Source organism: Paracoccus chinensis, assembly GCF_900102885.1.
Taxonomy (GTDB): Bacteria; Pseudomonadota; Alphaproteobacteria; order Rhodobacterales; family Rhodobacteraceae; genus Paracoccus; species Paracoccus chinensis.
On the sequence record NZ_FNGE01000017.1, the window covers coordinates 22,167 to 44,350 of the forward strand.

The window sequence follows — 22,184 nt, forward strand, 5'->3', positions numbered from 1 at the left end:
GGAACCCGGACCCCTCGCGTTCGTTCTGCCCCAAAGGCAAGCGCGAGGCGTCCATGTCCGACCAGATCCCCCTGTCCGACGAGGCAAGCGCCCTCGAACCGGAACTCGACGCCGCGCGGCGCGACAAGACGAATGAGGTTGCGCCCGACATCGCCTATCGCCGGCTCGGCATCGTCAACGTGATCTTTCATGGCCCGTCAGGGGCCGGCGACCGCCAGTGGGTCCTGATCGACGCGGGGCTGATGGGCACCGCCGCCCTGATCCGCAGCGCGGCCCAGGCGCGGTTCGGAGAAGGGTCGCGCCCCGCCGCCATCATCATGACGCATGGTCATTTCGATCACGTGGGCGCCCTGGAACAGCTTTCCGAGGAATGGGACGTCCCTGTCTACGCCCATCCTCTGGAACACCCCTACCTGAACGGATCGGCCGCCTATCCGCTCGCCGACCCGAGTGTCGGTGGCGGGCTGATGGCGCGGCTGTCGCGGCTTTATCCCACCAGGCCCGTCGATGTGGGCGCGCGGCTTCGTGCCTTGCCCGAGGACGGCAGCGTGCCCCATATGCCCGGCTGGCGCTGGATCCACACGCCCGGCCATTCGGTCGGCCATGTCTCGTTGTGGCGCGAAACGGATCGCGCCCTGATCGTGGGTGACGCCTTCTGCACCACGGGGCAGGAATCGGCCTATGACGTGGCCACGCAGGACCCAGAGATGCACGGCCCGCCCATGTATTTCACCATCGACTGGGAGGCGGCCGGGGAGTCGGTGCGCAGGCTTGCCAAGCTGGACCCCGACCTTGCGGTGACCTTCCACGGCCAGCCCATGCGCGGCCCCGAAATGCGCGGGGCCCTGCACCGGCTGGCGCAGCACTTCCGCGAGGTGGCGGTACCCGCGCAAGGAGAGTATGTGGCCCGCCCGCGCCGGGCCGAGGACGGCAGCGCCTACGAGAAACCGTAAAGCTGTCGGCAACTGCGGCAGTCGCGCACCTATACAAACCCGGCCGCAAGCGGCTATAGAGCGAAAAAACCATCTGCGAGCAGACCTATGGCCGACGAGATCGAGATCGATACGGATGACCTTGAGCGCCGGATGAAAGGCGCGATGGACAGCCTGCGGCACGAGTTTTCCTCGCTGCGGACGGGCCGCGCCTCGGCCAGCATGATCGATCCGATCACCGTGGACGCCTATGGCTCGCCCACGCCGATCAACCAGCTGGGGACCGTGAACGTGCCGGAACCGCGCATGGTCACGATCAACATCTGGGACAAGGGCATGGTCGGGAAGGTGGAAAAGGCGATCCGCGAAAGCGGGCTCGGCATCAACCCGCAGTTGAACGGCACCATCATCATGCTGCCGATCCCCGAACTGAACGAAGAGCGCCGGCGCGAGCTGACCAAGGTCGCCGCCCAATATGCCGAAAGTGCCCGCGTCGCGATCCGCAACGTGCGCCGCGATGGCATGGACCAGATCAAGAAGGCCAAGACCAAGGGCATGGCCGAGGACGACCAGAAGTTCTGGGAATCCTCGGTGCAGGAGCTGACCGACAAGATGATCGCCGAGGTGGACAAGGCGCTCGAGGCGAAACAAGCCGAAATCATGCAGGTCTGACATCATGGCCGACGCAGCGCCTGTCGTCGCGCCCGCCTTCGCCCCCGGCGCGTCCCGCGCCCGGCACGTGGCGATCATCATGGACGGCAACGGGCGCTGGGCGACCGAGCGGGGCTGGCCCCGTCTCGTCGGCCACCGGCGCGGGGCCGAGCGGGTCAAGCAGATCGTCCGCGCCGCGCCCGACCTGGGCGTGAACTGGCTGACGCTTTATGCCTTTTCGACCGAGAACTGGAAGCGCACGACCGAGGAAGTGCTGGGCCTCATGGGCATCTTCGCCCGCTACATCCGGCGCGAGGCCGACGCCATGTCGGCCGAGGGCGTGCGGATGCGCTTCATCGGCGGGCGCGAGCGGCTGGACCCCAAGCTGCAGACCCTGATGTCGGGGATCGAGGCGCGCACCGCCGGCAACTGCCGCCTGAACCTGACGGTCGCCATCAACTACGGCGGCCGGGATGAACTTGCGCGCGCCGCAGCGCGTCTGGCGGCCCGCATCGAGGCCGGAGAGATCGGAAAACCCACCGAGGCGGATTTCGCAGCATGCCTCGACACGGCAGGCCACCCCGACCCGGACCTCGTGATCCGCACCTCGGGCGAGACGCGGACCTCGAACTTCCTGCCCTGGCAGGCCGCCTATGCGGAATATGAATTCACGCCCGTGCTGTGGCCTGACTTCACCCCGGCGCATCTGGCCGAGATCCTGGACCGGACGAGCCTGCGCCAGCGTCGTTTCGGCGCCGCATGACGCCCCCGCGTCTGCCGCGCGTGACAAGCCCGGGCCGCTGGGGCGACCTGGCCGAGCGCGTCGGCTCGGCGCTGATCATCCTCGTTGCCGGGGCAGGCCTGCTGGTGCTGCCGGTCGTGGCGACAAGCGTCGGGCTGTCCGTGCTGGTCGCCATGCTGATGTGGGAACTGACGCGCCTTGTCGTTCCTGCGCCCCGGATGCGCCAGGTGGTCGGCGTCGGCCTGGTCTCGGGCTTGGCAATGGCGGCCACGCTGTTTGCAGGAAGCTGGGGCACGCTGGCCTTCATCCTGCCGCTCGCCTGGGGCACCCGCGCCTCGCGGCGCGAGTTGCGCCCGGCCTACGTCGGCTTCGCGTTGCTGATGGTGCTGGCAGCTTGGGGCCTGCTGTGGATCCGTCTGACCTTCGGCTTGGGCGAGGCGCTGTGGATCGTGGCGCTTGTCGTGCTTTCGGACGTTCTGGGGTATTTCGTCGGCCGCAGCGTCGGCGGGCCCAAGTTCTGGCCCGCCATCAGCCCCAAGAAGACCTGGAGCGGGACGGCCGGCGGCTGGATCGGCGCCGCGTTGCTGGGCATCATCCTCGTGATCTTCGGCCGAGCAGGACCCGGCGTGATCGTGATCGGCCCCATTCTGGCATTTGCGGGGCAGATGGGCGACATTGCCGAAAGCTGGATCAAGCGCCGTGTGGGCGTCAAGGACAGCTCGCGCCTGATCCCGGGGCACGGAGGGCTGATGGACCGTTTCGACGCCATGTCCGCATCGCTGGCCGCGGCGACGCTGCTGGGGCTTGCCGGCTGGCTGCCGGTCGTCGGCTGACATGCGCAGCATTTCGATCTTCGGCGCAACCGGCTCGATCGGGGAAAGCGCCTTCGATCTGCTGATGGGCTCGGGCGGGCCCAAGACTTGGCGCGCTGTCGCGGTGACCGGCGGGCGCAACGTGGCACGGCTGGCCGAAATGGCGCGGGCCCTGCACGCCGAGATCGCCGTCATCGCGGACGAGGCGTTGCTGCCTGATCTGCGCGCGGCATTGGCGGGGACGGGGATCGAGGCCGCCGCGGGCACGCAGGCCATCGCCGAGACCGCGGACCGGCCCGCCGACTGGACGCTTTCCGCGATTGTGGGGGCTGCGGGACTCGCGCCGGGGCTGCGCGTGGTCGAGCGCGGTGGCACGCTCGCGTTGGCGAACAAGGAAAGCCTTGTGGCCGCCGGTCGGCTTCTGATGGCCACGGCCCGGCGCACCGGCGCCACGATCCTGCCCGTCGATTCCGAACATTCTGCCGTATTCCAATGCCTTGATGGTGACAGCCTCGAAGTGGTCGAGCGTGTCACCCTGACCGCCTCGGGCGGGGCCTTCCGGGACTGGCCGCTGGAACGGCTGGCGCAGGCCACGGTGGCCGAGGCCTCCAGCCACCCGAACTGGGACATGGGTCAGCGCATCACCATCGACAGCGCCTCGATGTTCAACAAGGCGCTGGAAGTCATCGAGGCGCATGAGTTCTTCGGCCTGCCGGGCGACCGGATCGAGGTGCTGGTCCACCCTGAATCGATCATCCACGCTCTGGTCTCCTATGTGGACGGCGGCACGCTGGCGCATCTGGGTCCACCGGACATGCGCCACGCCATCGGCCATGCGCTGCACTGGCCGCGGCGCGAGAAGCTGCCGCTGGCCCGGCTCGACCTTGCCGCCCTGGGCAGCCTGACCTTCCGCGCGCCGTGCGAGACGCGCTGGCCCGCGCTGGCCCTGGCGCGGCAGGTGATCGCTCAAGGCGGGGCTGCGGGCGCGGTGCTGAACGCCGCCAAGGAACAGGCGCTGGACGACTTCATTGCGGGTCGCATCCGCTTCACCGACATGGCGGGGGCGGTGGCCCATGCGCTGGACCTCGCCGCCGGTCGGCCGGGTTTCGGGACCAGCCCCGACAGTCTTGAGGCGGTGCTGGAATGGGATGCGCAGGCGCGGCGGGACGCGGCGGCCTGGCAGACGGCGGCGGCATGATCCAGGAACTTGTCGGACAGATGGGCGGGCTCGCCTGGACGGTTGTGGCCTTTATCGTCGCGCTGTCCATCATCGTGGGCGTTCACGAATACGGTCACTACATTGTCGGCCGCTGGTCCGGCATCCGGGCCGAGGTCTTCTCGCTTGGTTTCGGACCCCGCCTGTTCGCGCGCCGCGACCGGCGTGGCACCGTCTGGCAGGTGGCGGCGATTCCCCTGGGCGGTTACGTCCGCTTTCTGGGTGACGCCGACGCGGCCAGCATGACGCGCGACGGGCACATGGACCCGGCGCTGGCGCGGCAGACATTGGGCGGGGCGCCGCTCTGGGCACGCTTTGCCACCGTGGCGGCGGGGCCGGTCTTCAACTTCATCCTCGCGGCCCTTGTCTTTGCGGGCGTGATCGCCTGGCAGGGGATCGCCACGGACCGCGTCGTCGTGGGCGAGATCGCCCCCACGCCGCCGGGCATCGTCAACGAACTGCGCCCCGGCGACGAGGTGCTGGCCGTGGGCGGCCAGCCGGTCAATGGCTGGGCTACCCTGTTCCGGCTGACCGAGACCCTGCCGGCCGCGCCCCAGCAGCAGTGGACCGTCCGGAGGCAAGGGGACGAGCTTACCGTCACCGCCCCCGATGTCGCGCCGCCGCGCATCTCGGGCGTGGGTCCGCGCAGCGCAGCCTCGGCCGTCGATCTGCGCGCGGGCGACGTGATCCTGGCGGTCGAAGGCCGACCCATCAACCGCTTCACCGACCTGCGCCCCGCTGTCGAGGCCGCGCAAGGGCGTCCCGTCACCCTGCGAGTCTGGCGCGAAGGCGAGGGCGAGGCTGATTTTGTTCTTGTTCCACGTGAACAGGACCTGCCAAGTGCCGGGGGTGGCTTTGAAAAACGCTGGCTCATCGGCGTGACGGGGGGCGAGGGCTACATCCGTCCTTCCACGCGCACGCCGGGGCCGTTCGAGGCGCTGTCGATGGGCGCCCAGCAGACCTGGGACGTGATCTGGGGCTCTCTCACGGGCATGGTGGCGATGGTCACGGGCCAGATCGGGCGCTGCAACCTGTCCGGCGCGATCTCGATCGCCGAGGTGGCGGGCGACGCGGCAAGCTCGGGCGCGGGCAATTTCTTCTGGCTGGTCGCCGTGCTGTCGGCGGGCATCGGTTTCCTGAACCTGCTGCCGATCCCCGTTCTGGATGGCGGCCACCTGGCCTTCTACACGTGGGAGGCCGTGGCCGGGCGCCCGCCTTCTGCGCGTGCCATGGACATCCTGACCCGCATCGGCATGGCCTTGGTGCTGATGCTGATGTTCTTCGGCCTCTCCAACGACATCCTGTGCCGCTAGATCAGGGGTTTGCTTTGACACCCGACCCTGCGCGGGGTTAATCCTGCCCCAAATCCGGCCGGGACAACCGGCGCGATGGGCCAGACGCGAGGGGCGGGCGATGATGGATCGGACGATGGGCCTTGGCCCGGGCATCAGGGGCGCGCGGGCGCTTGTGTCGGGGCTGGCGCTTGCGGCTGTCCTGGGAACGGCGGGACCGGCTGCGGCCGTGGTCTACAACGAGGTGCGTCTGGAAGGCGCGCAGGGCGTGGATGCGGAAACGGCGCTGTCCATCGCCAACATCCGGCGCGGATCGGACCTGTCGCTGGGCGACCTGAACGACGCCCAGCAGCGCCTGCAGCAGTCGGGCCTGTTCGAGACGGTCGAGATCGTGCCCCAAGGTCGCACCCTGACCATCCGGGTCAGCGAATATCCCACGATCAACGTCATCAGCTTCGAGGGCAACCGCCGCATCAAGGATGAGCAGCTGAGCCAGATTGTCGGCTCGCAGGCGCGCCGGGTCTTCTCGCCCAGCCAGGCCGAGGAGGACGCGCAGGCCATCGCCGCCGCTTACGCCAGCGAAGGCCGCTATGCCGCCCGGGTCGATCCCCGCGTGATCCGCCGCCCCGGCAATGCCGTGGACCTGGTCTTCGAGATCCGCGAAGGCGACCTGACCGAGATCGAGCGCATCGGCTTCACCGGCAACCGCGCCTTTTCCGACCGCCGGTTGCGCAACGTGCTGGCGACCAAGCAGGCCGGCATCCTGCGCAACTTCATCCGCCGCGACGTCTTCGCGCCTGAACGGACCCAGCTGGACGAGCAGCTGCTGACGGACTTCTACCGCTCGCGCGGCTACGCCGATTTCCGCGTGCAGGCCGTCGCGCCCGAGGTCACGCGCGAACGCGATGCCTTCTACGTCACCTACAACATCTACGAAGGCCCGCGTTACACCTTCGGCAATGTGAACGTGATCAGCGAGGTTCCGGGCCTGGCCGCCGATTCCTACGTGGCGCAGAACCGGGTCCGGCCCGGGCAGGTCTACAGCCCGCAGGCGGTCGAGAACACGATCCGCCGGATGGAAGCACTGGCGATCCAGCAGGGCGCCGACTTCGTCAACTTCGAGCCGCGCGTCACGCGCAACCCGCGCAACCAGACGCTGGACCTGACCTTTGCCCTGACCCGCGGCCCCAAGATCTTCGTCGAGCGCATCGACATCGAGGGCAACACCACCACGCTGGACGAGGTGATCCGCCGCCAGTTCCGCACGGTCGAGGGCGACCCGCTGAACCCGCGCGAGATCCGCAACTCGGCCGAGCGCATCCGCGCCCTGGGCTATTTCGCCGACGCCCAGGTGGAAACCCGCCAGGGATCGAGCCCCCAGCAGGTCATCGTGGACGTCAACGTCGAGGAACAGCCGACCGGCAGCCTTGGCTTCGGCGCAAGCTACGGTGCCAGCCAGGGCGTGGGCTTCAACGCCTCGCTGTCGGAAACGAACTTCCTCGGCCGCGGCCAGACGGTGAACCTGTCCTTCTCGACCGCCAGCGGCTCGCAGGGCTTCGACTTCACCTTCATCGAGCCCGCCTTCCTGAACCGCGACCTGCGCGCCCGGTTCTCGACCTGGTACCGGACCTCGGACTACGAGAACGCCAAGCTGAACACCCGCAGCGTCGGCTTCTCGACCGGGCTGGAGTTCCCGGTCAGCCCGAACGGGCGTCTGGAACTGGGCTATCGCCTGAGCAAGGACAAGCTGTTCGACGTGGACCCCGTCGAGATCAGCCCCGAAACGGGTGAGTTCATCGGCTCGTCCCCCATCCTCGTGAGCGAGCAGGGCGAACGCGTCACCTCGGCCCTGGGCTATACCTACAACTATGACACGCGCGGCACGGGGCTGGACCCGCTGACCGCCTGGAAGCTGCGCTTCAGCCAGGATTTCGCGGGCGTCGGCGGCGACGTCGAATCGGTGACCACCACGATGCTGGCCGGCGTCGAAAGCCGCGCCTGGCGCGAGGAGGTGGCCCTGCGCGCCGAGTTCGAGGCCGGGGCGCTGGTCATGCTGAACGATACGGAAAGCCGCATCACCGACCGCTTCCGGGGCAGCGGCCGCATCCGGGGCTTCGAGGCGAACGGCTATGGCCCGCGCGACCTGAACGCGCCGAACGAGGATGCGCTGGGTGGCAACTTCTTCTGGGCCGTGCGGGCCGAAGCCCAGTTCCCGCTGGGCCTGCCCGAGGAATACGGCATCAGCGGCGGTATCTTCGCCGACGCGGGCTCGGTCTGGGGGCTGGACAACGCCCAAGGCTACAACCGTGACACCAACGACCGTGACGGCGACGGCAACCGGACCGAGTTCGTGGACGGCACCGTCGATGACGGCATGAAGGTGCGCGCCTCGGTCGGCGTGTCGCTGTTCTGGACGACGCCCGTGGGTCCGCTGCGCTTCAACCTGTCCAAGGCCGTGAAGAAAGAGGACTACGACGAGGACCAGCCCTTCGACCTGTCGATCTCGACCCGGTTCTGATGCGCCCGACGGCGGGACAGGCGGGATGGGCCGTTCTGCTGGCCGCCCTGCTGGGGGTGGCGCCAGTTCTGGCGCAGGATCTTCCGCTTTCGCCAGCGCCGCAGGCGCCGAGCCCCTCCGCATCCCCGTCGGACGCCGGGGGTCTTGCAGGGCCTGACCTGCCGCCGCCGGGCAATCAGCCGTCCCGACAGGGGGCGCCGCTGCGGGTGACGCCTCCGGCCGGGTCGCTCGACGGGGCCGTGCAAGCCCTGGGGCGCGCGGTCCTGACGGTGGATCAGGAGGCGATGTATCGCCGGTCCCGCTGGGGGCTGCGGGCGCAGGCCGAGCTTGCCGCCCAGTCCCGGCAGGTCGCGGCCGACAACGACCGCGCCTTTGCCGACCTCGTTGCCGACGAGGATGCGCTGACCGCTGCCCGCGCCACCCTGTCACCGGACGAATTCCGCGCCCGCGCCGCCCGCTTCGACGAACGGGTGACGGCGGTCCGTGCCGAACGACAGGCGGCGCTGGAGGCCCTGACCGAGACGGCCGAGCGCGACCGCGCCCTGTTCTTCCAGGCCGCCGCGCCTGTTCTGGGCCGGGTGATGGCCGCACGCGGGGCGCTGGTCGTCCTGGACCAGCGCACGGTTCTGATCGCCGACGAGCGGATCGACGCCACCGCCGCCACGATTGCCGCGCTGGACGCTGAACTCGGCGACGGACGCGAGATCATCGCCGCTGCCGCACGTGCTCAGGCCGAGGCGGCAGAGGATGAGGGATCGAGCGATCCCATAGGCGGCAGGCCGGGCTCTGAAGCCGAACGGACGCCGCAGGGCGCGCGCTGACCGTGGAGGAGGGGGCCGACCTGAACCCGATCGCTCTGCCGGGGCAGCGGATCGGACTGCTGGGCGGGTCCTTCGACCCGGCCCATGCGGGGCATCTGCACATTACGGAAATGGCGCTGCGCCGCTTCCGGCTGGACCGGGTATGGTGGCTCGTCAGTCCCGGCAACCCGCTTAAAGCTCACGGTCCCGCGCCTTTGGCGGAACGTATCGGGGCGGCGCGGCGGATCGCGGACGATCCGCGCATCGTCGTGACGGGGATCGAGGCGCGGCTGGGCACCCGCTGGACTGCCGACACCATCGCGGCGCTGAAGGCGCGCTTTCCCGGTGTCCGCTTTGTCTGGCTGATGGGGTCGGACAACCTGATCCAGTTCAGCCGCTGGGACCGCTGGCGGGGCATCACCGCGCAGGTGCCCATCGGCGTGGTCGCCCGCCCCGGGTCGCGCACGCCCGCCCGGTCGGCACGGGCGGCGCGCATCCTGGAACGCTGGCGCCTGCCGCAGCACCAGGCGGCCCGGCTGGCCGACATGACCCCGCCTGCCTGGGTCCTGATCAACGTGCCGATGACGGCCCTGTCCTCGACCGCGATCCGGTCGGCCCGGCGGAAGGCCGCCGAGCGCCCTGACGCGGGGGCGCCATTGGCTGGCCTCGGGCCCTGATCACGGGCCCAGCCTTGCCAAGGCTTCGCGGCATTTGGTACGGACGGCCAGGAAAGCCGGAGGAACCATGGCCGAGACCGAGCGCAACCCCGCCCCCCACGGCTCTGCCGACCTCGCCCTCATCAAGCGGATCATCCCGCATCGATACCCTTTCCTGCTGATCGACAAGGTGCGCGACATCGTGCCCTTCGAAAGCGCGGTGGGGATCAAGTGCGTGACGGCGAACGAGCCGCATTTCCCCGGCCATTTCCCCGACCAGCCGATCATGCCGGGCGTGCTGATCGTGGAAGCGATGGCCCAGACGGCGGCGGTCGTCGTGGGCATCAGCCTCAACGTCATCGACAAGCCGCTGCTGACCTATTTCATGGGCATCGACGGCTGCAAGTTCCGCCGCATGGTCCAGCCGGGCGACGTGGTCGAGCTGCACGTCACCGTCAAGCGTCCCGGCGGCAAGATCTGGAAGTTCACGGGCGAGGCGAAGGTGGACGGGCAGGTCTGCGCGCAGGCCGAGTTCACCGCCATGATGGACCTGCGCAGCGACTCCTCGGATGGCTGAGACCGCGATCCATCCCTCGGCCATCGTCGAGCCGGGGGCCGTTCTGGGCGAGGGCGTCCGCATCGGCCCCTTCTGCCATGTCGGCCCGCAGGTGCGGCTGGGCGACGGGGTCGAGCTGAAATCCCATGTCGTTGTCGCGGGCGAGACCGAGATCGGCCCCGAGACGGTTGTCTTTCCCTTTGCCTGCATCGGCGAGGTGCCCCAGGACCTCAAGTTCCAGGGCGAGCGGACGCGACTGGTCATCGGCGCCCGCAACCGTATCCGCGAATACGTGACCATGAACCCCGGCACGGCGGGCGGCGGCGGGCTGACGCAGATCGGGGACGACGGGCTGTTCATGGCCTGCAGCCACGTGGCCCACGACTGCCGGATCGGCAACCGCGTGATTCTGGTCAACAGCGTGGCCGTCGCAGGGCATTGCGTGCTGGAAGACGAGGTGATCGTCGGCGGCCTGTCGGGCGTCCACCAGTTTGTCCGCATCGGGCGCGGGGCGATGATCGGCGCGCTGACCATGGTGACGGCGGACGTGCTGCCCCATGCGCTCGTGTCGGGGCCACGGGGGCAGATGGAGGGGCTGAACCTCGTGGGCCTCAAGCGGCGCGGCGCGGGCCGGGCCGAGATCGCGGCGCTGCGCGAGCTGCTGGCGATGCTGGGGGCCGGGTCCTTCCGCGAAACCGCGCGACAGCAGTCCGAAGGCGAGGTGACGCCCATGGAGCGCGAGGTTCTGGACTTCATCCTCGGACCCAGCGAGCGCAGCTTCCTGCGGCCGCAGGGTTGAGCGGGCGATGAGCCGGACCGCCATTGTCGCAGGGCAGGGCGCGCTGCCGGGGCTGGTGGCCGAGGCGCTGGACGCGCCCCTCGTCTACGCTCTGGACGGCTTTGCCCCGGCAATCCCGGCCCAAACCTTCCGACTGGAACGGCTGGTTCCGCTGCTGGACGCCATGGCCGACTCCGATGTCAGCCGCGTGGTCTTCGCGGGGGCGGTGCGGCGCCCCCGGCTTGAACCCGAGATGTTCGACCCTCGCACCGCGACACTGGTGCCGCGCTTCCTGGGCGCAATGCAGTCGGGCGACGACGGGGCGCTGCGCGAGCTGATCTCGATCTTCGAGGAATGGGGCTTCGAGGTCGCGGGCGTGGATGCGATCCGCCCGGACCTGGTGCCCGGTCCCGGCGTGCTGACGGGCGAGCCTTCTGCCGCCGACCGGGCGGATGCGGCGCGGGCGGCCGAGATCCTGGCCGTGACGGGACCCTTGGACATCGGGCAGGGCTGCGTCGTGGCGCAGGGCCTGTGCCTGGCGCTTGAAACACTGCCGGGGACCGAAGCGATGCTGGACTTTGCGGCCCTTCATCAAGGGCTGCGGCCGGATGCGCGTGGCGCGAAGGGGGTGCTTTACAAGGCGCCTAAGCCCGCGCAGGACCGGCGTATCGACCTTCCGGCGATCGGGCCGGACACGGTGGCCCAAGCGGCGCGGGCGGAGCTTGCCGGGATCGCCTGGGCGGCGGGCGGCGTTCTGCTGCTGGACCGCAAGGCGACCCTCGCTGCGGCAGAGGATGCGGGGCTGTTCCTGTGGGCACTGGAGTGACGGAGCATTCGGGTCACGAAGGAGCCTCTGCTGCCCTGGCCCTGCGGGTAGGGGCATGAGGGCCTTCCTGATCGCGGGCGAGCCTTCGGGCGACCGCCTCGGGGCCGCGCTGATCGCAGGGCTGCGCGAGCTTGACCCCGCTCTTGAGGTCCAAGGCATCGGCGGCGAGGGCATGGCGGCGCAGGGCTTGGAAAGCCTTTTCCCCATGTCCGAGCTGAGCCTCATGGGCATCTGGGAAATCCTGCCGAAATACCGCGCGCTCAAGCGCCGGATCGCGCAGACGGCCCAAGCGGTGATCGACGCCGCACCCGATGTGCTGGTCACCATCGACAGCCCCGATTTCGGGCTGCGGGTGGCGCGGATCGTGCGCGCGGCGGCGCCCCGGATCCGCACCGTGCATTACGTGGCGCCCTCGGTCTGGGCCTGGCGCTCGGGCCGGGCGGCGAAGATGGCGCAGGTCATCGACCATGTGCTGGCGATCCTGCCCTTCGAGCCGCCGCTGATGCAGGCGGCAGGCATGACCTGCGACTTCGTGGGCCACCCGGTCGTGGCCGAGCCGCTGGCCTCGCCGGCCGAGGCCGCTGCCTTCCGTGCGCGCCATGGCATTGCGGCGGATGCACCGCTGGTCCTGTGCCTGCCGGGCTCGCGCCGGGGCGAGGTCGAGCGGCTGGGCCCGCGCTTCGACGAGGCGCTGATGCGGCTGCGCGACCGCGTGCCGGAAATCCGCGTCGTGCTGCCGACCGTGCCGGGCGTTGCGGACATGGTGAGGGGGATGGTCCGGCGCTGGCCGACTGCCCCCGTTGTCGTGCAGGGCGAGGCGGACAAGCGCGCCGCCTTTGCCGCTGCCGACCTGGCGCTGGCGGCTTCGGGGACGGTCAGCCTGGAGCTTGCGGCAAACTGGGTGCCGATGGTAATCGGCTATGACATGGCGCCGGTCAGCCGCGCCCTGATCGGGCTGCTGCTAAAGACCGACACCGTGACGCTGGTGAACCTGGTCAGCGAGACCCGCACTGTCCCCGAGTTCCTGGGGCGGCGCTGCCAGCCGGGGCCCATGGCGAATGCCCTGCTGCGCCTGTTGGACGACGCGGACGCGCGGGCCGAGCAGCTTGCCGCAATGGACCTGACAATGGAGCGGCTGGGCCGCGGCGGAGAGCCGCCCGGCGTGCGGGCGGCCCGTTCGGTGATCGCGGCCGTTACAGCGCGGCGGTGACGATCACCTCGACCTTGTAGTCGGGGGTGGCCAGCTTCGCCTCGCCGGTCGCGCGGGCGGGGCAGTTCCCCTGCGGCACCCAGGCGTCCCAGATAGCGTTCATCTCGGCGAAGTCGGCGATGTCGGCCATCCAGATCTGCGCCTTGAGGATGCGGGTCTTGTCGGTGCCCGCTTCCGCCAGCAGGCGGTCCACTTGGGCCAGCACTTCCCGGGTCTGGTCGGCCACGCTCTCACCGGGGTTGCCGACCTGTCCGGCCAGATAGACCACGCCGTTGTGGATGACCGCCTCGCTCATCCGGGTTCCGCATTCGATCCGCTTGATGTCCGCCATGTTCATGCTCCGTTGATGAGGCGCCAGAAGAATAGCGCCGTCATGCCGAAGCCGACGACCGCGATCAACCCGCGCAGTACCGGAACGGGAATACGCCGCGCGACGGGCGCGCCCCCCAGCCCGCCCGCGATGGCGCCGATGGCAAGGACCAGGCAGGGCAGCCACGCGATCTGACCGCCCACCGCGAAGATCACAAGGCTGATGGTGGACAAGGCGAAGGACAGCCAGGTCTTGAGCCCGTTCATCGTGTGGATGTCGGTCATTCCCCACAGTGAGAAGAGCGCAAGCAGCACGATCCCGAGGCCGCCGTTGAAATAGCCGCCGTAGATCGCGACCGGCAGCAGCGTCCCCGCGCCGAAGGCCGTGACGCCCCCCCGGAAGCGCGAGGTGAAGGCATGAAGCCGCGGCCCCGCCAGGAAGATCAGCGTCGCCGCCAGCAGCAGGAAGGGCACAATGGCCGCGAAGGTCTCGTTCGAGGACACCAGCAGCAGCGCCGACCCGGCCGCCCCGCCGACCAGCGTCCAGATCGTCAGCCGCAGCATGATGTCGCGCGGGATGAGCGCCACCTCGCGCCAGAAGCCGAGGGTGGCGGCGAGATAGCCGGGCAGGGCGGCCACGGTGCTGGTGGCATTGGCCATGACCACCGGCACGCCGGTGAAGACCAGCGCGGGGAAGACGATGAACGTGCCTCCTCCTGCCACGGCATTCAGCATCCCGCCGAGGAACCCGGCGACAAGCAGCAGAAGATAATCGGTCACGTCGCACCCTTGGCTGAAGTCGCGGCAAGGGTGGCGGGACGGCACCCGAACAGCAAGCAGGATGCCCGCGCGTTTCCGCTGGGCGAAACTTCAAGCAGTCAGGGGAGTGGAGCGGGTGAAGGGAATCGAACCCTCGTCGTAAGCTTGGGAAGCTTCTGCTCTACCATTGAGCTACACCCGCGACACGTTTCCGATAGCGCGGGCCGCAGCCCCGGTCAAGCTCAGAGCAGCCCCATCTCGGCCAGCTCGCGCGCGAGCTTCGGCGGCAGGGGCGATTCCGCCGCGCGCCCGGCGGGCAGATCGGGCGGCGCGTCGGCAGGCACCAGGTAGCGCCAGCCCTGGAAGGCGCGGCGCGGGACGGCCGACACCCGGATCACCTCGCGGTCCAGGATCAGGGCGCAGCGGGTGATGTTGTCGCCGCCCGTCCGCTGCTGCAGGTCCAGGATGCGCTGGCGCGCCAGCATGGTGCCCTTGAAGACCCAGTAGATCGAGCCGCCCGCGAGCAGCTCCTCGGCACGCTTGGGCCACATGCGGGTGATGTGCTCGGCCGGGCCGTCGCCAAAGCGTTCGGCCTGCCAGCGTTCCAGCGACTCGGGGTGGGGGGCGCCCACGCAGAGCTTCATCATGTGCAGGGAGGGGGTGGTCATGGCGGCCATATAGGCGACGCCCTCAAAGGTTAACAGGGGCGGGACGCCGCAGGGTTGCGGGTGCCCGGACGAGGGCGTAGCAGCCTTGGGGAAAGGATATTTCCATGACCACCGACACCGCTCAGGCGTCGCGCCGGCTGCCGCAGGGCGAGCTGATCGCGATGCTCGCATTCCTGTTCGCCACCGTCGCATTCTCGATGGATGCCATGCTGCCCGCGCTGCCCGAGATCGCCGCGCAACTGACGCCCGACGACGTGAACCGCGCGCAGCTGATCCTGACCAGCTTCATGGCCGGAATGGGCCTGGGCACGCTGTTCGCGGGTCCCGTTTCGGACGCGATCGGACGCAAGCCCGCCATGGCGATCGGCTTTGCAGTCTATCTCGTGGCCTCGGCGGTGGCGCTGTTCGTGAACTCGCTGGAGCTGCTGCTGGCGGCGCGTTTCGCGCAAGGTCTGGGTGCGGCCGCGCCCCGGATCGTCGGCACGGCGCTGGTGCGCGACCTTTATTCGGGCCGCGAGATGGCGCGGATCACCAGCTTCATCATGATGGTCTTCATGATCGTGCCGGCCCTGGCCCCGCTGATCGGCGTGGGCTTCATCCACCTGATGGGATGGCACGGCGTCTTTGTCGGCTTCATCCTGTTCGGCGCAATCGGCTGGCTGTGGCTGTCCCTGCGCCAGCCCGAGACGCTGCCCCCCGTCGCGCGCCGCCCCCTGCAGGTCGGGACGCTGTGGACCGGGGTGCGCGAGGTGCTGTCGGACCGGCAGGTTGTCCTGAGCACCATCACAATCTCTCTGGGATTCGGGCAGATGTTCGCGCTGCTCTCCTCGGCCCAGCAACTGTTCGGGGAAACCTATGACAAGGGCGGCCAGTTTCCCCTGTGGTTCGCGGCCATGGCGATCCTGGCGGGCACGGGAACGCTCATCAACTCGCGCCTGGTGATGCGCATCGGGATGCGCCGGATCGCGCGGGGAGCCTATGCGGTCCAGATCTGGGTGTCGGCGCTGTTCCTGCTGCTGCTGGTGACGGACGTGCTGCCCGAGGGCCTGCGCTTTCCCGTGTTCTTCCTCTGGGCGGTGGGGCTGTTCATGATGGCGGGGCTGACCTTCGGCAACCTCAACGCCATGGCCATGCAGCGGATGGGGCACATCGCGGGGCTGACCGCCTCGGTCGTCTCGGCCATCTCGACATTGGGCGCGGTGGCCATCGCGGCGCCGGTGGGGCTGGCCTATGACGGCACGGCGATCCCGGTCGCGCTGGCGGCGGTGATCTGCTCGACGCTGGCCTGGCTCATCATGGGCCGGATGAAGTGAGCGGTTGACTCTGCTGCCCGCGCGTCTATAAGCGCCGCTTCCATTGGTGTTGGTGGACCCCGCAAGGGGAAACCTGTCGCCCCTGCTCGGGGGAGAAGGACAACGCCCTTCAAATCGAACGAAGGAGATCAGCGGTGACGAAACGCACCTCTGCCAAGTACAAGATCGACCGCCGCATGGGCGAAAACATCTGGGGCCGCGCCAAGTCCCCGGTGAACAAGCGGGAATACGGCCCCGGCCAGCACGGCCAGCGCCGCAAGAACAAGCTGTCGGATTTCGGCACCCAGCTGCGCGCCAAGCAGAAGCTCAAGGGCTACTACGGCGACCTGACCGAAAAGCAGTTCCGCCGCATCTTCTCGGAAGCCGAGCGTCAGCGCGGCGACACGGGCGAGATGCTGATCGGCCTGCTCGAGCGTCGCCTGGACGCCGTGGTCTTCCGCGCCAAGTTCGTGCCGACCATCTGGGCCGCGCGCCAGTTCGTGAACCACGGCCATGTCACCGTGAACGGCCAGCGCGTGAACATCGCTTCGTACCGCGTCAAGGAAGGCGACGTGATCGCCGTCCGCGAGAAGTCGCGCCAGCTGGCCATCGTGCTGGAAGCCGTGGGCCTGGCCGAGCGTGACGTCCCCGACTACATCGAGGTCGACCACAACAAGATGACGGCGACCTTTGTCCGCACCCCCGCGCTGGGCGACGTGCCCTATGCGGTGCAGATGGAGCCGAACCTGGTCGTCGAATACTACGCCCAGAACTGATCCGGTTCCTGCGGGTTTTCGGAAAGGCCGTCCTTCGGGCGGCCTTTTTCGTTGGGTGCCGCCGGACCGGGGCGCTGCCCCGGACCCCGGGATATTTGGCGACAGAAGATGCAGGCGGTTGACAGTGCGAGTGGCCCTTTCCAAGGGTGGCGCATGACTGCAAGCCTGCACAGGCCCGATCCCGCCACGCGCCCGGACGATGCCCTGATCGTGGATGTGCCGGGCTTTGACGGCCCGCTGGATCTTTTGCTGACGCTGGCGCGCAGGCAGAAGGTGGACCTGATGCAGATCAGCGTCCTTGCCTTGGCCGAGCAGTACCTTGCCTTCATCGAGCAGGCCCGCAGCCTGCGGATCGAGCTGGCGGCGGATTACCTCGTGATGGCCGCCTGGCTCGCCTATCTGAAATCCCGGCTTCTGCTGCCGCCCGAGCCCGAGGCTACGGAGCCCTCGGCCGAGGATCTCGCCGCGCACCTGGCCTTCCAGTTGGAGCGGCTGAACGCCATGCGCGAGGCGGCAGCGCGGCTGATGGGGCGTGCACGGCTGGGGCAGGACCGCTTTGCGCGGGGCGTGCCGGAAACCGTGGCGCGTGTCCGCTCGGTCACCTGGAAGACGGGGCTGATCGATATCCTGCAAGCCTATGCCCGCCTGCGCACCCGCGACGAGTTCCGCCCCTATGCCTATGACCGCCGCGACATCTGGACGCTCGAGGATGCGCTGGACCGGATGCGGCGGCTGATCGGCCACGCGGGCAGCTGGACGGACTTGGCTCGCTTCCTGCCCGCTGGATGGGAAGACACGCCCGCCCGGCGCCGCTCGGCCGCCGCCGCGACTTTCGCCGCCTCGCTGGAGCTGGCCAGGCAGGGCCGGGTCGAGCTGCGGCAGGGCGGCGCCTTCGCTCCCATCACCCTGCGCGTGCGGTGAGCGGGCCGTCCTTCCTGCCGCCGCCCCTCGACCAGCAGGAACGCATGGTCGAGGCGCTGCTGTTCGCCTCGGCCCAGCCGATGACCCTGCGCGACCTGGCCGCACGCCTTCCGGCGGGCTCGGACCCGGCCGAGGCGCTGCGTCGGTTGCGCGCGCGCTACGCCGGCCGGGGTGTCGAGCTTGAACGGGTGGGCGACGCCTGGGCCTTCCGCACCGCCGCAGACCTGGGCTTCCTGATGCAGGAGGAGGTGGTCGAAGCCCGACGCCTGTCCCGCGCCGCCACCGAAACGCTGGCGATCGTGGCCTATCACCAGCCCGTCACCCGCGCCGAGATCGAGGAGATCCGCGGTGTTGCCGTCAGCCGCGGCACGCTGGACCAACTGATCGAGACGGGCTGGGTCCGTCTTGGCCGCCGCCGGCAGAGCCCCGGCCGCCCCGTCACCTTTGTCGTGACCGAGGCATTCCTGGATCATTTCGGCCTTGCCAGCACCCAGGACCTGCCCGGACTGGCCGAGTTGCGCGCGGCGGGCCTTCTGGACAGCAGGCCGACGGGTCTTGCGGGAAAGGCGAAGGCCACCGATATTCCGCGCGATGAGCCGGGGGATGACCTCTTCGGCGACTGAGGACTGCTGCATGAACCTGAACGGACTTTTCGGCCCCATCGGCCGGATGCTGACCCGCCGGCTGATGAGCTGGGGGATGAACAAGGGCATTGACCTGGCCACCCGGCGCACCGGCGGCACCACGGCGGATGGCAAGCCTTCACCCGCGGCCGCCAAGCAGGCCAAGGCGGCGCGGCAGGCCGTCAAGCGCGCCCGTCAGGCCGCCCGCATCACGCGCAAGCTGCGCTGAGCTTCAGCCCTGCCGGAACTGCTTGGCGAGCTTCAGGCCCTGCCCCTGGTAGTTGGAGGCGATGCCGTGGCCATAGAGCCGCTCCGGCGGGGCGCTCATCCGTTCATAGACTAGGCGTCCGACGACCTGCCCGTGTTCCAGGGCAAAGGGCGCCTCGTGGCAGCGAACCTCCAGCACTCCGCGCGCCCCTGCACCCGCCGGGCCGTGGCCGAAGCCGGGATCGAAGAAGCCCGCATAATGGACGCGGAACTCGCCCACCATCGCCAGGTAGGGCGACATCTCGGCGGCGTGGTCCGGCGGGATCGAAACCGTTTCCCGACTGACAAGGATGTAGAAGGCGCCGGGGTCAAGGATCAGGCGTCCGTCTTCGCCATGCAGGTCGTCCCAGAAATCCCGCGCGGCATAGCCGCCGATCCGGTCGAGGTCGATGACGCCGGTATGCGGACGGGCGCGATAGCCCACCAGAGTGCCGTCGGCCGGGCGCAGGTCCACCGAGAAACCCAGACCCTGGTCGATCAGCGGCTCGCCATCGACTAGTGGTTGCGCGGCGTGCAGCGCCGCCAGCGCGGTGTCGTCCAGAACGGCATGGCCCTGCCGCAGGCGCAGCTGGTTCAGCCGCATCCCCGGACGCACGAGGACGGAAAAGCTGCGCGGGCAGATTTCGGCGTAAAGCGGGCCGTCGTAGCCGGCGGGCAGGCGGTCGAACTCGGTCCCGTCGTCGGTGACAAGCCGCGTCAGCAGGTCGAGCCGCCCGGTCGAGGACTTGGCGTTCGCCACCGCCTCGATCCCCTCGGGCAGGGTAAGGCGCTCCAGCAGCGGGACAAGGTAGACGCAGCCCTTTTCCAGCACTGCGCCATGGGTCAGGTCCATGCGGTGCATCTCGAAATCGGCCAGCCGGTCCGCCACGCTGCGGCCGCGCCCTGCGAGGAACGAGGCCCGAAGCCGCCAGGCGGTCGTGCCAAGGCGCAGGTCGAGGCTGGCGGGTTGCACCTGGTCGGGGGTGAAGTCGATGGGCGCCCGGATCGCGCCATCCTCGATCAGCTTGCGCAGCGCGCTGTCGGGAAGAACGCCGTTCATCTCAACACGCCTCTGCCAAGCCCTTGATTGTCAAACGCCCACCCCGAAGGGTGGGCGTTTCGTGATGGTCGGGCCGGCGAGATTCGAACTCGCGGCCTTCCGCCCCCCAGACGGACGCGCTAACCAGACTGCGCCACGGCCCGACGCGAGCCGTATAGATCGAAGCCGAGGGGCTGCACAAGGGCCTCTGGGGCGATTTCCGCACAAGGATCAGGAGCGGTCGTCCTGAAGCCGCCGCAGGGCGTCATGCAGGGGACGCGCATCGGGGGGCAGGGGATGCTCACGCGTGCGCAGGGCCGCGGCGATGATGGTCAGCCGGTCGAGCCAGGCGGAGCAATCCTGGGGCGGGGCGGGTTCCACAGCTTCCGTCGAGCCAGAAGCATCTGCAGTTTGCTCGTCTGTACCAACCGAGGGTGGCAGCGCGATGCCCGCCATGACCTCGGACCCGTTGGTCTCATGGTCTGCCACCTGCCCGTCCGGACGCGGCAGGGCGGAGCCTGTCGAGGGATCGGCTTCCCCTTGGACCCTGGCCGCACCGCCGGCCTGCTCCGTGCTCCGCTGTGCCCTTGTCCGGGGTGCGCCCTTGCGCCTGCCGGTTGCTTCCGCGGCCTTCTGATCGGCGGCGGCTTCCAGCCGCAGGCGGCCGCGTTCGCGCAGGGCCGCCCCCTTGTCCAGCGCGATCAGGCGCTGGGCGCCACGGATGGTCAGGCCCTCCTCGCGCATGACCTCGCACAGCCCCGCCGCCAGCAGCAGGTCGTCGGGCCGGTAATAGCGCCGCCCGTCTGGACGACGGACGGGCGCGAGTGCCGGAAACTGCGTTTCCCAGTAGCGCAGCACATGGGTGGCCACGCCCACAAGCCGCGCAACCTCGCCGATGCTGCGGAAGGCCTGCGGAGATTTCATGCGGCGCCTATTTGTTCCCCGCCGCGACGCGTTCCTTCATCAGGTGCGACGGGCGGAAGGACAGGACACGGCGGGGGGTGATCGGGACTTCCTCGCCCGTCTTGGGGTTGCGGCCGATGCGCTCGTTCTTGTCGCGCACCGAGAAGGTGCCGAAGGACGAGATCTTGACCTGCTCGCCCCGCACCAGGGCGTCCGAGATATGGCCCAGCACGCTTTCGACCAGTTGCGCGCTTTCGTGGCGGGACAATCCCACTTCCCGGAACACCGCTTCGGCCAGATCCATTCGGGTCAGCGTCTTTTCGCTCATGCGCGGGCCTTTCATTCGTCACAGATTGTTGTCCCGGATTCAGCAAGTCAACCATGCCGAGACCGGTTCGTTCCAGATTTGGTCGAGGGAAAACCTTTCAGGACAACCCTCTTGCGCGGCTTTCGGGCACGGGCAAGTGGTTCTTGCCCTGCGGGCGATCTCGCCTACATCCTCAAGGTGCGACAGCAGAATGGGGGAGAGCACGGAATGGCAGGCGGCTGGGCGACGGATGGCGCGGTCAACGAGCAGATCGAGGTCAGCACCCAGGAGGCCCTGGCGCGGATGCGGCTGCGTAATCGCGCGGGCGGAGAGAGCCTGTCGGAATGCGCCGATTGCGGCGAGCCCATCCCCGAGGCGCGCCGCCTTGCCCAGCCCGGCGTCAAGCTGTGCATCTCCTGCCAGTCCGAGGCCGACCGCGTGCTCCGGCCCACGGGCGGGATGAACCGCCGCGCATCCAAGGACAGCCTGCTGAAGTAGGGCGGCTGTTGGTATCGCGCCAGGCGGGGCTGATTGCGCCCGTGATGGCTGTCTATGCGCCGCCCGCCGCGGCAAGGCGGTCCTGCACCAGCCCGCTGATCCGGGCGAGATCCGCCGCCAGCGCCCGGTCCGCCGAATGATCACGCGCCAGCGCCGTCGCGGCCTGTTCCAGCGGCTCGTCCCTTGCGGATCGCGCGACGCCTGCAAGGAAACGGGCGATGTAGTCGATCGCGCCTGTGTCGGAGGACGAGGCCAGCACCTCGGCCACATGCGCAAGGTCGTCGCGCAGCGCGCCCGGATCGGGATGCACCGTTTCCTCGCTGACCATGCGCAGGCCGGTCGGGCGCGCCTCGGGCGGCAGGGCCGACAGGATCGCGTGCTGGAACTGCGCCAGGCTTTCGACCGGCTTGCCGATGAAACCGTCGGCGCCTGCAGTCAGCGCCTCGGCCTCGTTTTCCGGATCGCCCGAGAGGCCCAGCACCACGGGCACGCGCGGCGACATCGCAGCAAGCTGCGCAATTAGGTCCTGTCTGACGGCCTGAGGGTCCGCAGGTATTGGCGCAGGAAGGCGAGCTTCAGCATGGCGCCGAAGTTGACGGCGAGCTTCTCATGTCGGGTCGCGATGGAGCGGCAGCCTTTGAGCCATCCGACGCAGCGCTCGATCACATTGCGCCTGCGGTAGCGATCAGGGTCGAAGCGTCGCGGGCAGCCCTTGCCCATGTTGCCGCCCTGGCGGGGTGGGATGACCGGCCGGATCCGGCGTCGGCGCAGGTAGGCGAAGACGGGCCGGTAGCTGTAGGCCTTGTCGCCCGCGAGATACTTGGGACGGGTGCGGGGGCGCCCTCGCAGGCCCG

Annotated in this window: 27 protein-coding genes and 2 tRNA genes; 19 read left to right on the forward strand and 10 right to left on the reverse strand. The window is 69.2% G+C overall.

Annotated elements, in window-relative coordinates:
• The first annotated feature begins 53 nt into the window (after positions 1-53).
• From BLQ03_RS14430 to lpxB, 13 genes are all read left to right on the forward strand, one after another.
• Entirely contained in the window at positions 54-953 is a 900-nt protein-coding gene (locus tag BLQ03_RS14430; protein ID WP_090757034.1) for an MBL fold metallo-hydrolase, read from the forward strand.
• Positions 954-1,040: 87 nt separating this feature from the next.
• Complete coding sequence (gene frr / locus BLQ03_RS14435; protein ID WP_090757035.1) at positions 1,041-1,604, forward strand: ribosome recycling factor; 564 nt, start codon at positions 1,041-1,043, stop codon at positions 1,602-1,604.
• 4 nt (positions 1,605-1,608) lie between these two features.
• Entirely contained in the window at positions 1,609-2,346 is a 738-nt protein-coding gene (gene uppS / locus BLQ03_RS14440; protein ID WP_090757036.1) for a polyprenyl diphosphate synthase, read from the forward strand.
• A complete protein-coding gene (locus BLQ03_RS14445; protein WP_090757037.1) occupies positions 2,343-3,158 on the forward strand; it encodes a phosphatidate cytidylyltransferase in 816 nt (271 codons plus the stop codon). The genes uppS and BLQ03_RS14445 overlap by 4 nt, the downstream gene beginning before the upstream one ends.
• A 1-nt stretch (position 3,159) precedes the next feature.
• Positions 3,160-4,335 carry a 1-deoxy-D-xylulose-5-phosphate reductoisomerase gene (gene dxr / locus BLQ03_RS14450; RefSeq protein ID WP_090757038.1) on the forward strand — a complete coding sequence of 392 codons (1,176 nt, stop codon included), beginning with the start codon at positions 3,160-3,162 and terminating at the stop codon, positions 4,333-4,335.
• Entirely contained in the window at positions 4,332-5,666 is a 1,335-nt protein-coding gene (gene rseP, locus BLQ03_RS14455) for an RIP metalloprotease RseP (RefSeq protein ID WP_090757060.1), read from the forward strand. Before dxr ends, rseP begins: the two co-directional genes overlap by 4 nt.
• A 100-nt stretch (positions 5,667-5,766) precedes the next feature.
• Positions 5,767-8,163 (forward strand): outer membrane protein assembly factor BamA, encoded by a 2,397-nt coding sequence (gene bamA, locus BLQ03_RS14460; protein ID WP_090757039.1) that lies wholly within the window; start codon positions 5,767-5,769, stop codon positions 8,161-8,163.
• The gene (locus BLQ03_RS14465; RefSeq protein WP_090757040.1) at positions 8,163-8,984 is read left to right on the forward strand and encodes an OmpH/Skp family outer membrane protein; all 822 of its coding nucleotides are present in this window, start codon (positions 8,163-8,165) and stop codon (positions 8,982-8,984) included. The genes bamA and BLQ03_RS14465 overlap by 1 nt, the downstream gene beginning before the upstream one ends.
• 2 nt (positions 8,985-8,986) lie before the next feature.
• A complete protein-coding gene (locus BLQ03_RS14470) occupies positions 8,987-9,640 on the forward strand; it encodes a nicotinate-nucleotide adenylyltransferase (RefSeq protein ID WP_090757041.1) in 654 nt (217 codons plus the stop codon).
• 67 nt (positions 9,641-9,707) lie between these two features.
• The gene (fabZ, locus tag BLQ03_RS14475) at positions 9,708-10,196 is read left to right on the forward strand and encodes a 3-hydroxyacyl-ACP dehydratase FabZ (protein WP_090757042.1); all 489 of its coding nucleotides are present in this window, start codon (positions 9,708-9,710) and stop codon (positions 10,194-10,196) included.
• A complete protein-coding gene (lpxA, locus tag BLQ03_RS14480) occupies positions 10,189-10,974 on the forward strand; it encodes an acyl-ACP--UDP-N-acetylglucosamine O-acyltransferase (protein WP_090757043.1) in 786 nt (261 codons plus the stop codon). Before fabZ ends, lpxA begins: the two co-directional genes overlap by 8 nt.
• Before the next feature lie 7 nt (positions 10,975-10,981).
• On the forward strand, positions 10,982-11,779 hold the full coding sequence (locus tag BLQ03_RS14485; RefSeq protein ID WP_090757044.1) for an LpxI family protein: 798 nt from the start codon (positions 10,982-10,984) through the stop codon (positions 11,777-11,779).
• 55 nt (positions 11,780-11,834) lie between these two features.
• Positions 11,835-12,989 (forward strand): lipid-A-disaccharide synthase, encoded by a 1,155-nt coding sequence (gene lpxB, locus BLQ03_RS14490; protein WP_090757045.1) that lies wholly within the window; start codon positions 11,835-11,837, stop codon positions 12,987-12,989.
• On the opposite strand, the gene BLQ03_RS14495 is transcribed toward lpxB, so the two are convergent.
• The 4 genes from BLQ03_RS14495 to BLQ03_RS14510 all read right to left on the reverse strand — a co-directional run bounded on the left by BLQ03_RS14495 (position 12,973) and on the right by BLQ03_RS14510 (position 14,725).
• Entirely contained in the window at positions 12,973-13,320 is a 348-nt protein-coding gene (locus BLQ03_RS14495; protein ID WP_090757046.1) for a RidA family protein, read from the reverse strand. The genes lpxB and BLQ03_RS14495 overlap by 17 nt on opposite strands.
• Positions 13,321-13,322: 2 nt before the next feature.
• Positions 13,323-14,078: a sulfite exporter TauE/SafE family protein gene (locus tag BLQ03_RS14500; protein ID WP_090757047.1), complete on the reverse strand. Its 756-nt coding sequence runs from the start codon at positions 14,076-14,078 to the stop codon at positions 13,323-13,325.
• Between the two features lie 107 nt (positions 14,079-14,185).
• Positions 14,186-14,259: transfer RNA gene (locus tag BLQ03_RS14505), tRNA-Gly, on the reverse strand.
• Positions 14,260-14,299: 40 nt separating this feature from the next.
• Positions 14,300-14,725, reverse strand: a complete 426-nt coding sequence (locus BLQ03_RS14510) for a DUF1489 family protein (protein WP_090757061.1) — start codon at positions 14,723-14,725, stop codon at positions 14,300-14,302.
• 104 nt (positions 14,726-14,829) lie between these two features.
• Here BLQ03_RS14510 and BLQ03_RS14515 point away from each other — a divergent pair, with 104 nt between their 5' ends.
• The 5 genes from BLQ03_RS14515 (at position 14,830) to BLQ03_RS14535 (ending at position 18,566) form a co-directional block, all read left to right on the forward strand.
• Positions 14,830-16,038, forward strand: a complete 1,209-nt coding sequence (locus BLQ03_RS14515; protein ID WP_245688934.1) for a multidrug effflux MFS transporter — start codon at positions 14,830-14,832, stop codon at positions 16,036-16,038.
• 134 nt (positions 16,039-16,172) lie between these two features.
• The gene (gene rpsD, locus BLQ03_RS14520; RefSeq protein WP_090757048.1) at positions 16,173-16,793 is read left to right on the forward strand and encodes a 30S ribosomal protein S4; all 621 of its coding nucleotides are present in this window, start codon (positions 16,173-16,175) and stop codon (positions 16,791-16,793) included.
• 153 nt (positions 16,794-16,946) lie between these two features.
• The gene (locus BLQ03_RS14525; RefSeq protein ID WP_090757049.1) at positions 16,947-17,714 is read left to right on the forward strand and encodes a segregation and condensation protein A; all 768 of its coding nucleotides are present in this window, start codon (positions 16,947-16,949) and stop codon (positions 17,712-17,714) included.
• A 44-nt stretch (positions 17,715-17,758) separates the two neighbouring features.
• Entirely contained in the window at positions 17,759-18,337 is a 579-nt protein-coding gene (gene scpB / locus BLQ03_RS14530) for an SMC-Scp complex subunit ScpB (RefSeq protein WP_090757050.1), read from the forward strand.
• A 10-nt stretch (positions 18,338-18,347) separates the two neighbouring features.
• A complete protein-coding gene (locus BLQ03_RS14535) occupies positions 18,348-18,566 on the forward strand; it encodes a hypothetical protein (protein WP_090757051.1) in 219 nt (72 codons plus the stop codon).
• A gap of 3 nt (positions 18,567-18,569) precedes the next feature.
• Here the strand turns inward: BLQ03_RS14535 and BLQ03_RS14540 are convergent, their stop codons facing one another.
• From BLQ03_RS14540 to ihfA, 4 genes are all read right to left on the reverse strand, one after another.
• Positions 18,570-19,643, reverse strand: a complete 1,074-nt coding sequence (locus BLQ03_RS14540; protein WP_090757052.1) for a 2'-deoxycytidine 5'-triphosphate deaminase — start codon at positions 19,641-19,643, stop codon at positions 18,570-18,572.
• A gap of 65 nt (positions 19,644-19,708) precedes the next feature.
• Positions 19,709-19,786, reverse strand: a tRNA-Pro gene (locus BLQ03_RS14545).
• Between the two features lie 67 nt (positions 19,787-19,853).
• Positions 19,854-20,546 carry a MerR family transcriptional regulator gene (locus BLQ03_RS14550; RefSeq protein ID WP_090757053.1) on the reverse strand — a complete coding sequence of 231 codons (693 nt, stop codon included), beginning with the start codon at positions 20,544-20,546 and terminating at the stop codon, positions 19,854-19,856.
• Positions 20,547-20,553: 7 nt separating this feature from the next.
• A complete protein-coding gene (gene ihfA, locus BLQ03_RS14555; protein WP_090757054.1) occupies positions 20,554-20,853 on the reverse strand; it encodes an integration host factor subunit alpha in 300 nt (99 codons plus the stop codon).
• Between the two features lie 207 nt (positions 20,854-21,060).
• Between ihfA and BLQ03_RS14560 the strand changes: the two genes are divergently transcribed.
• Entirely contained in the window at positions 21,061-21,330 is a 270-nt protein-coding gene (locus tag BLQ03_RS14560) for a DksA/TraR family C4-type zinc finger protein (RefSeq protein WP_090757055.1), read from the forward strand.
• Between the two features lie 52 nt (positions 21,331-21,382).
• Here the strand turns inward: BLQ03_RS14560 and BLQ03_RS14565 are convergent, their stop codons facing one another.
• Positions 21,383-21,832 (reverse strand): response regulator, encoded by a 450-nt coding sequence (locus tag BLQ03_RS14565; protein WP_090757056.1) that lies wholly within the window; start codon positions 21,830-21,832, stop codon positions 21,383-21,385.
• A 17-nt stretch (positions 21,833-21,849) separates the two neighbouring features.
• On the reverse strand, positions 21,850-22,184 hold a 335-nt coding region (locus BLQ03_RS14570), incomplete at its 5' end, for a transposase (protein WP_139166751.1).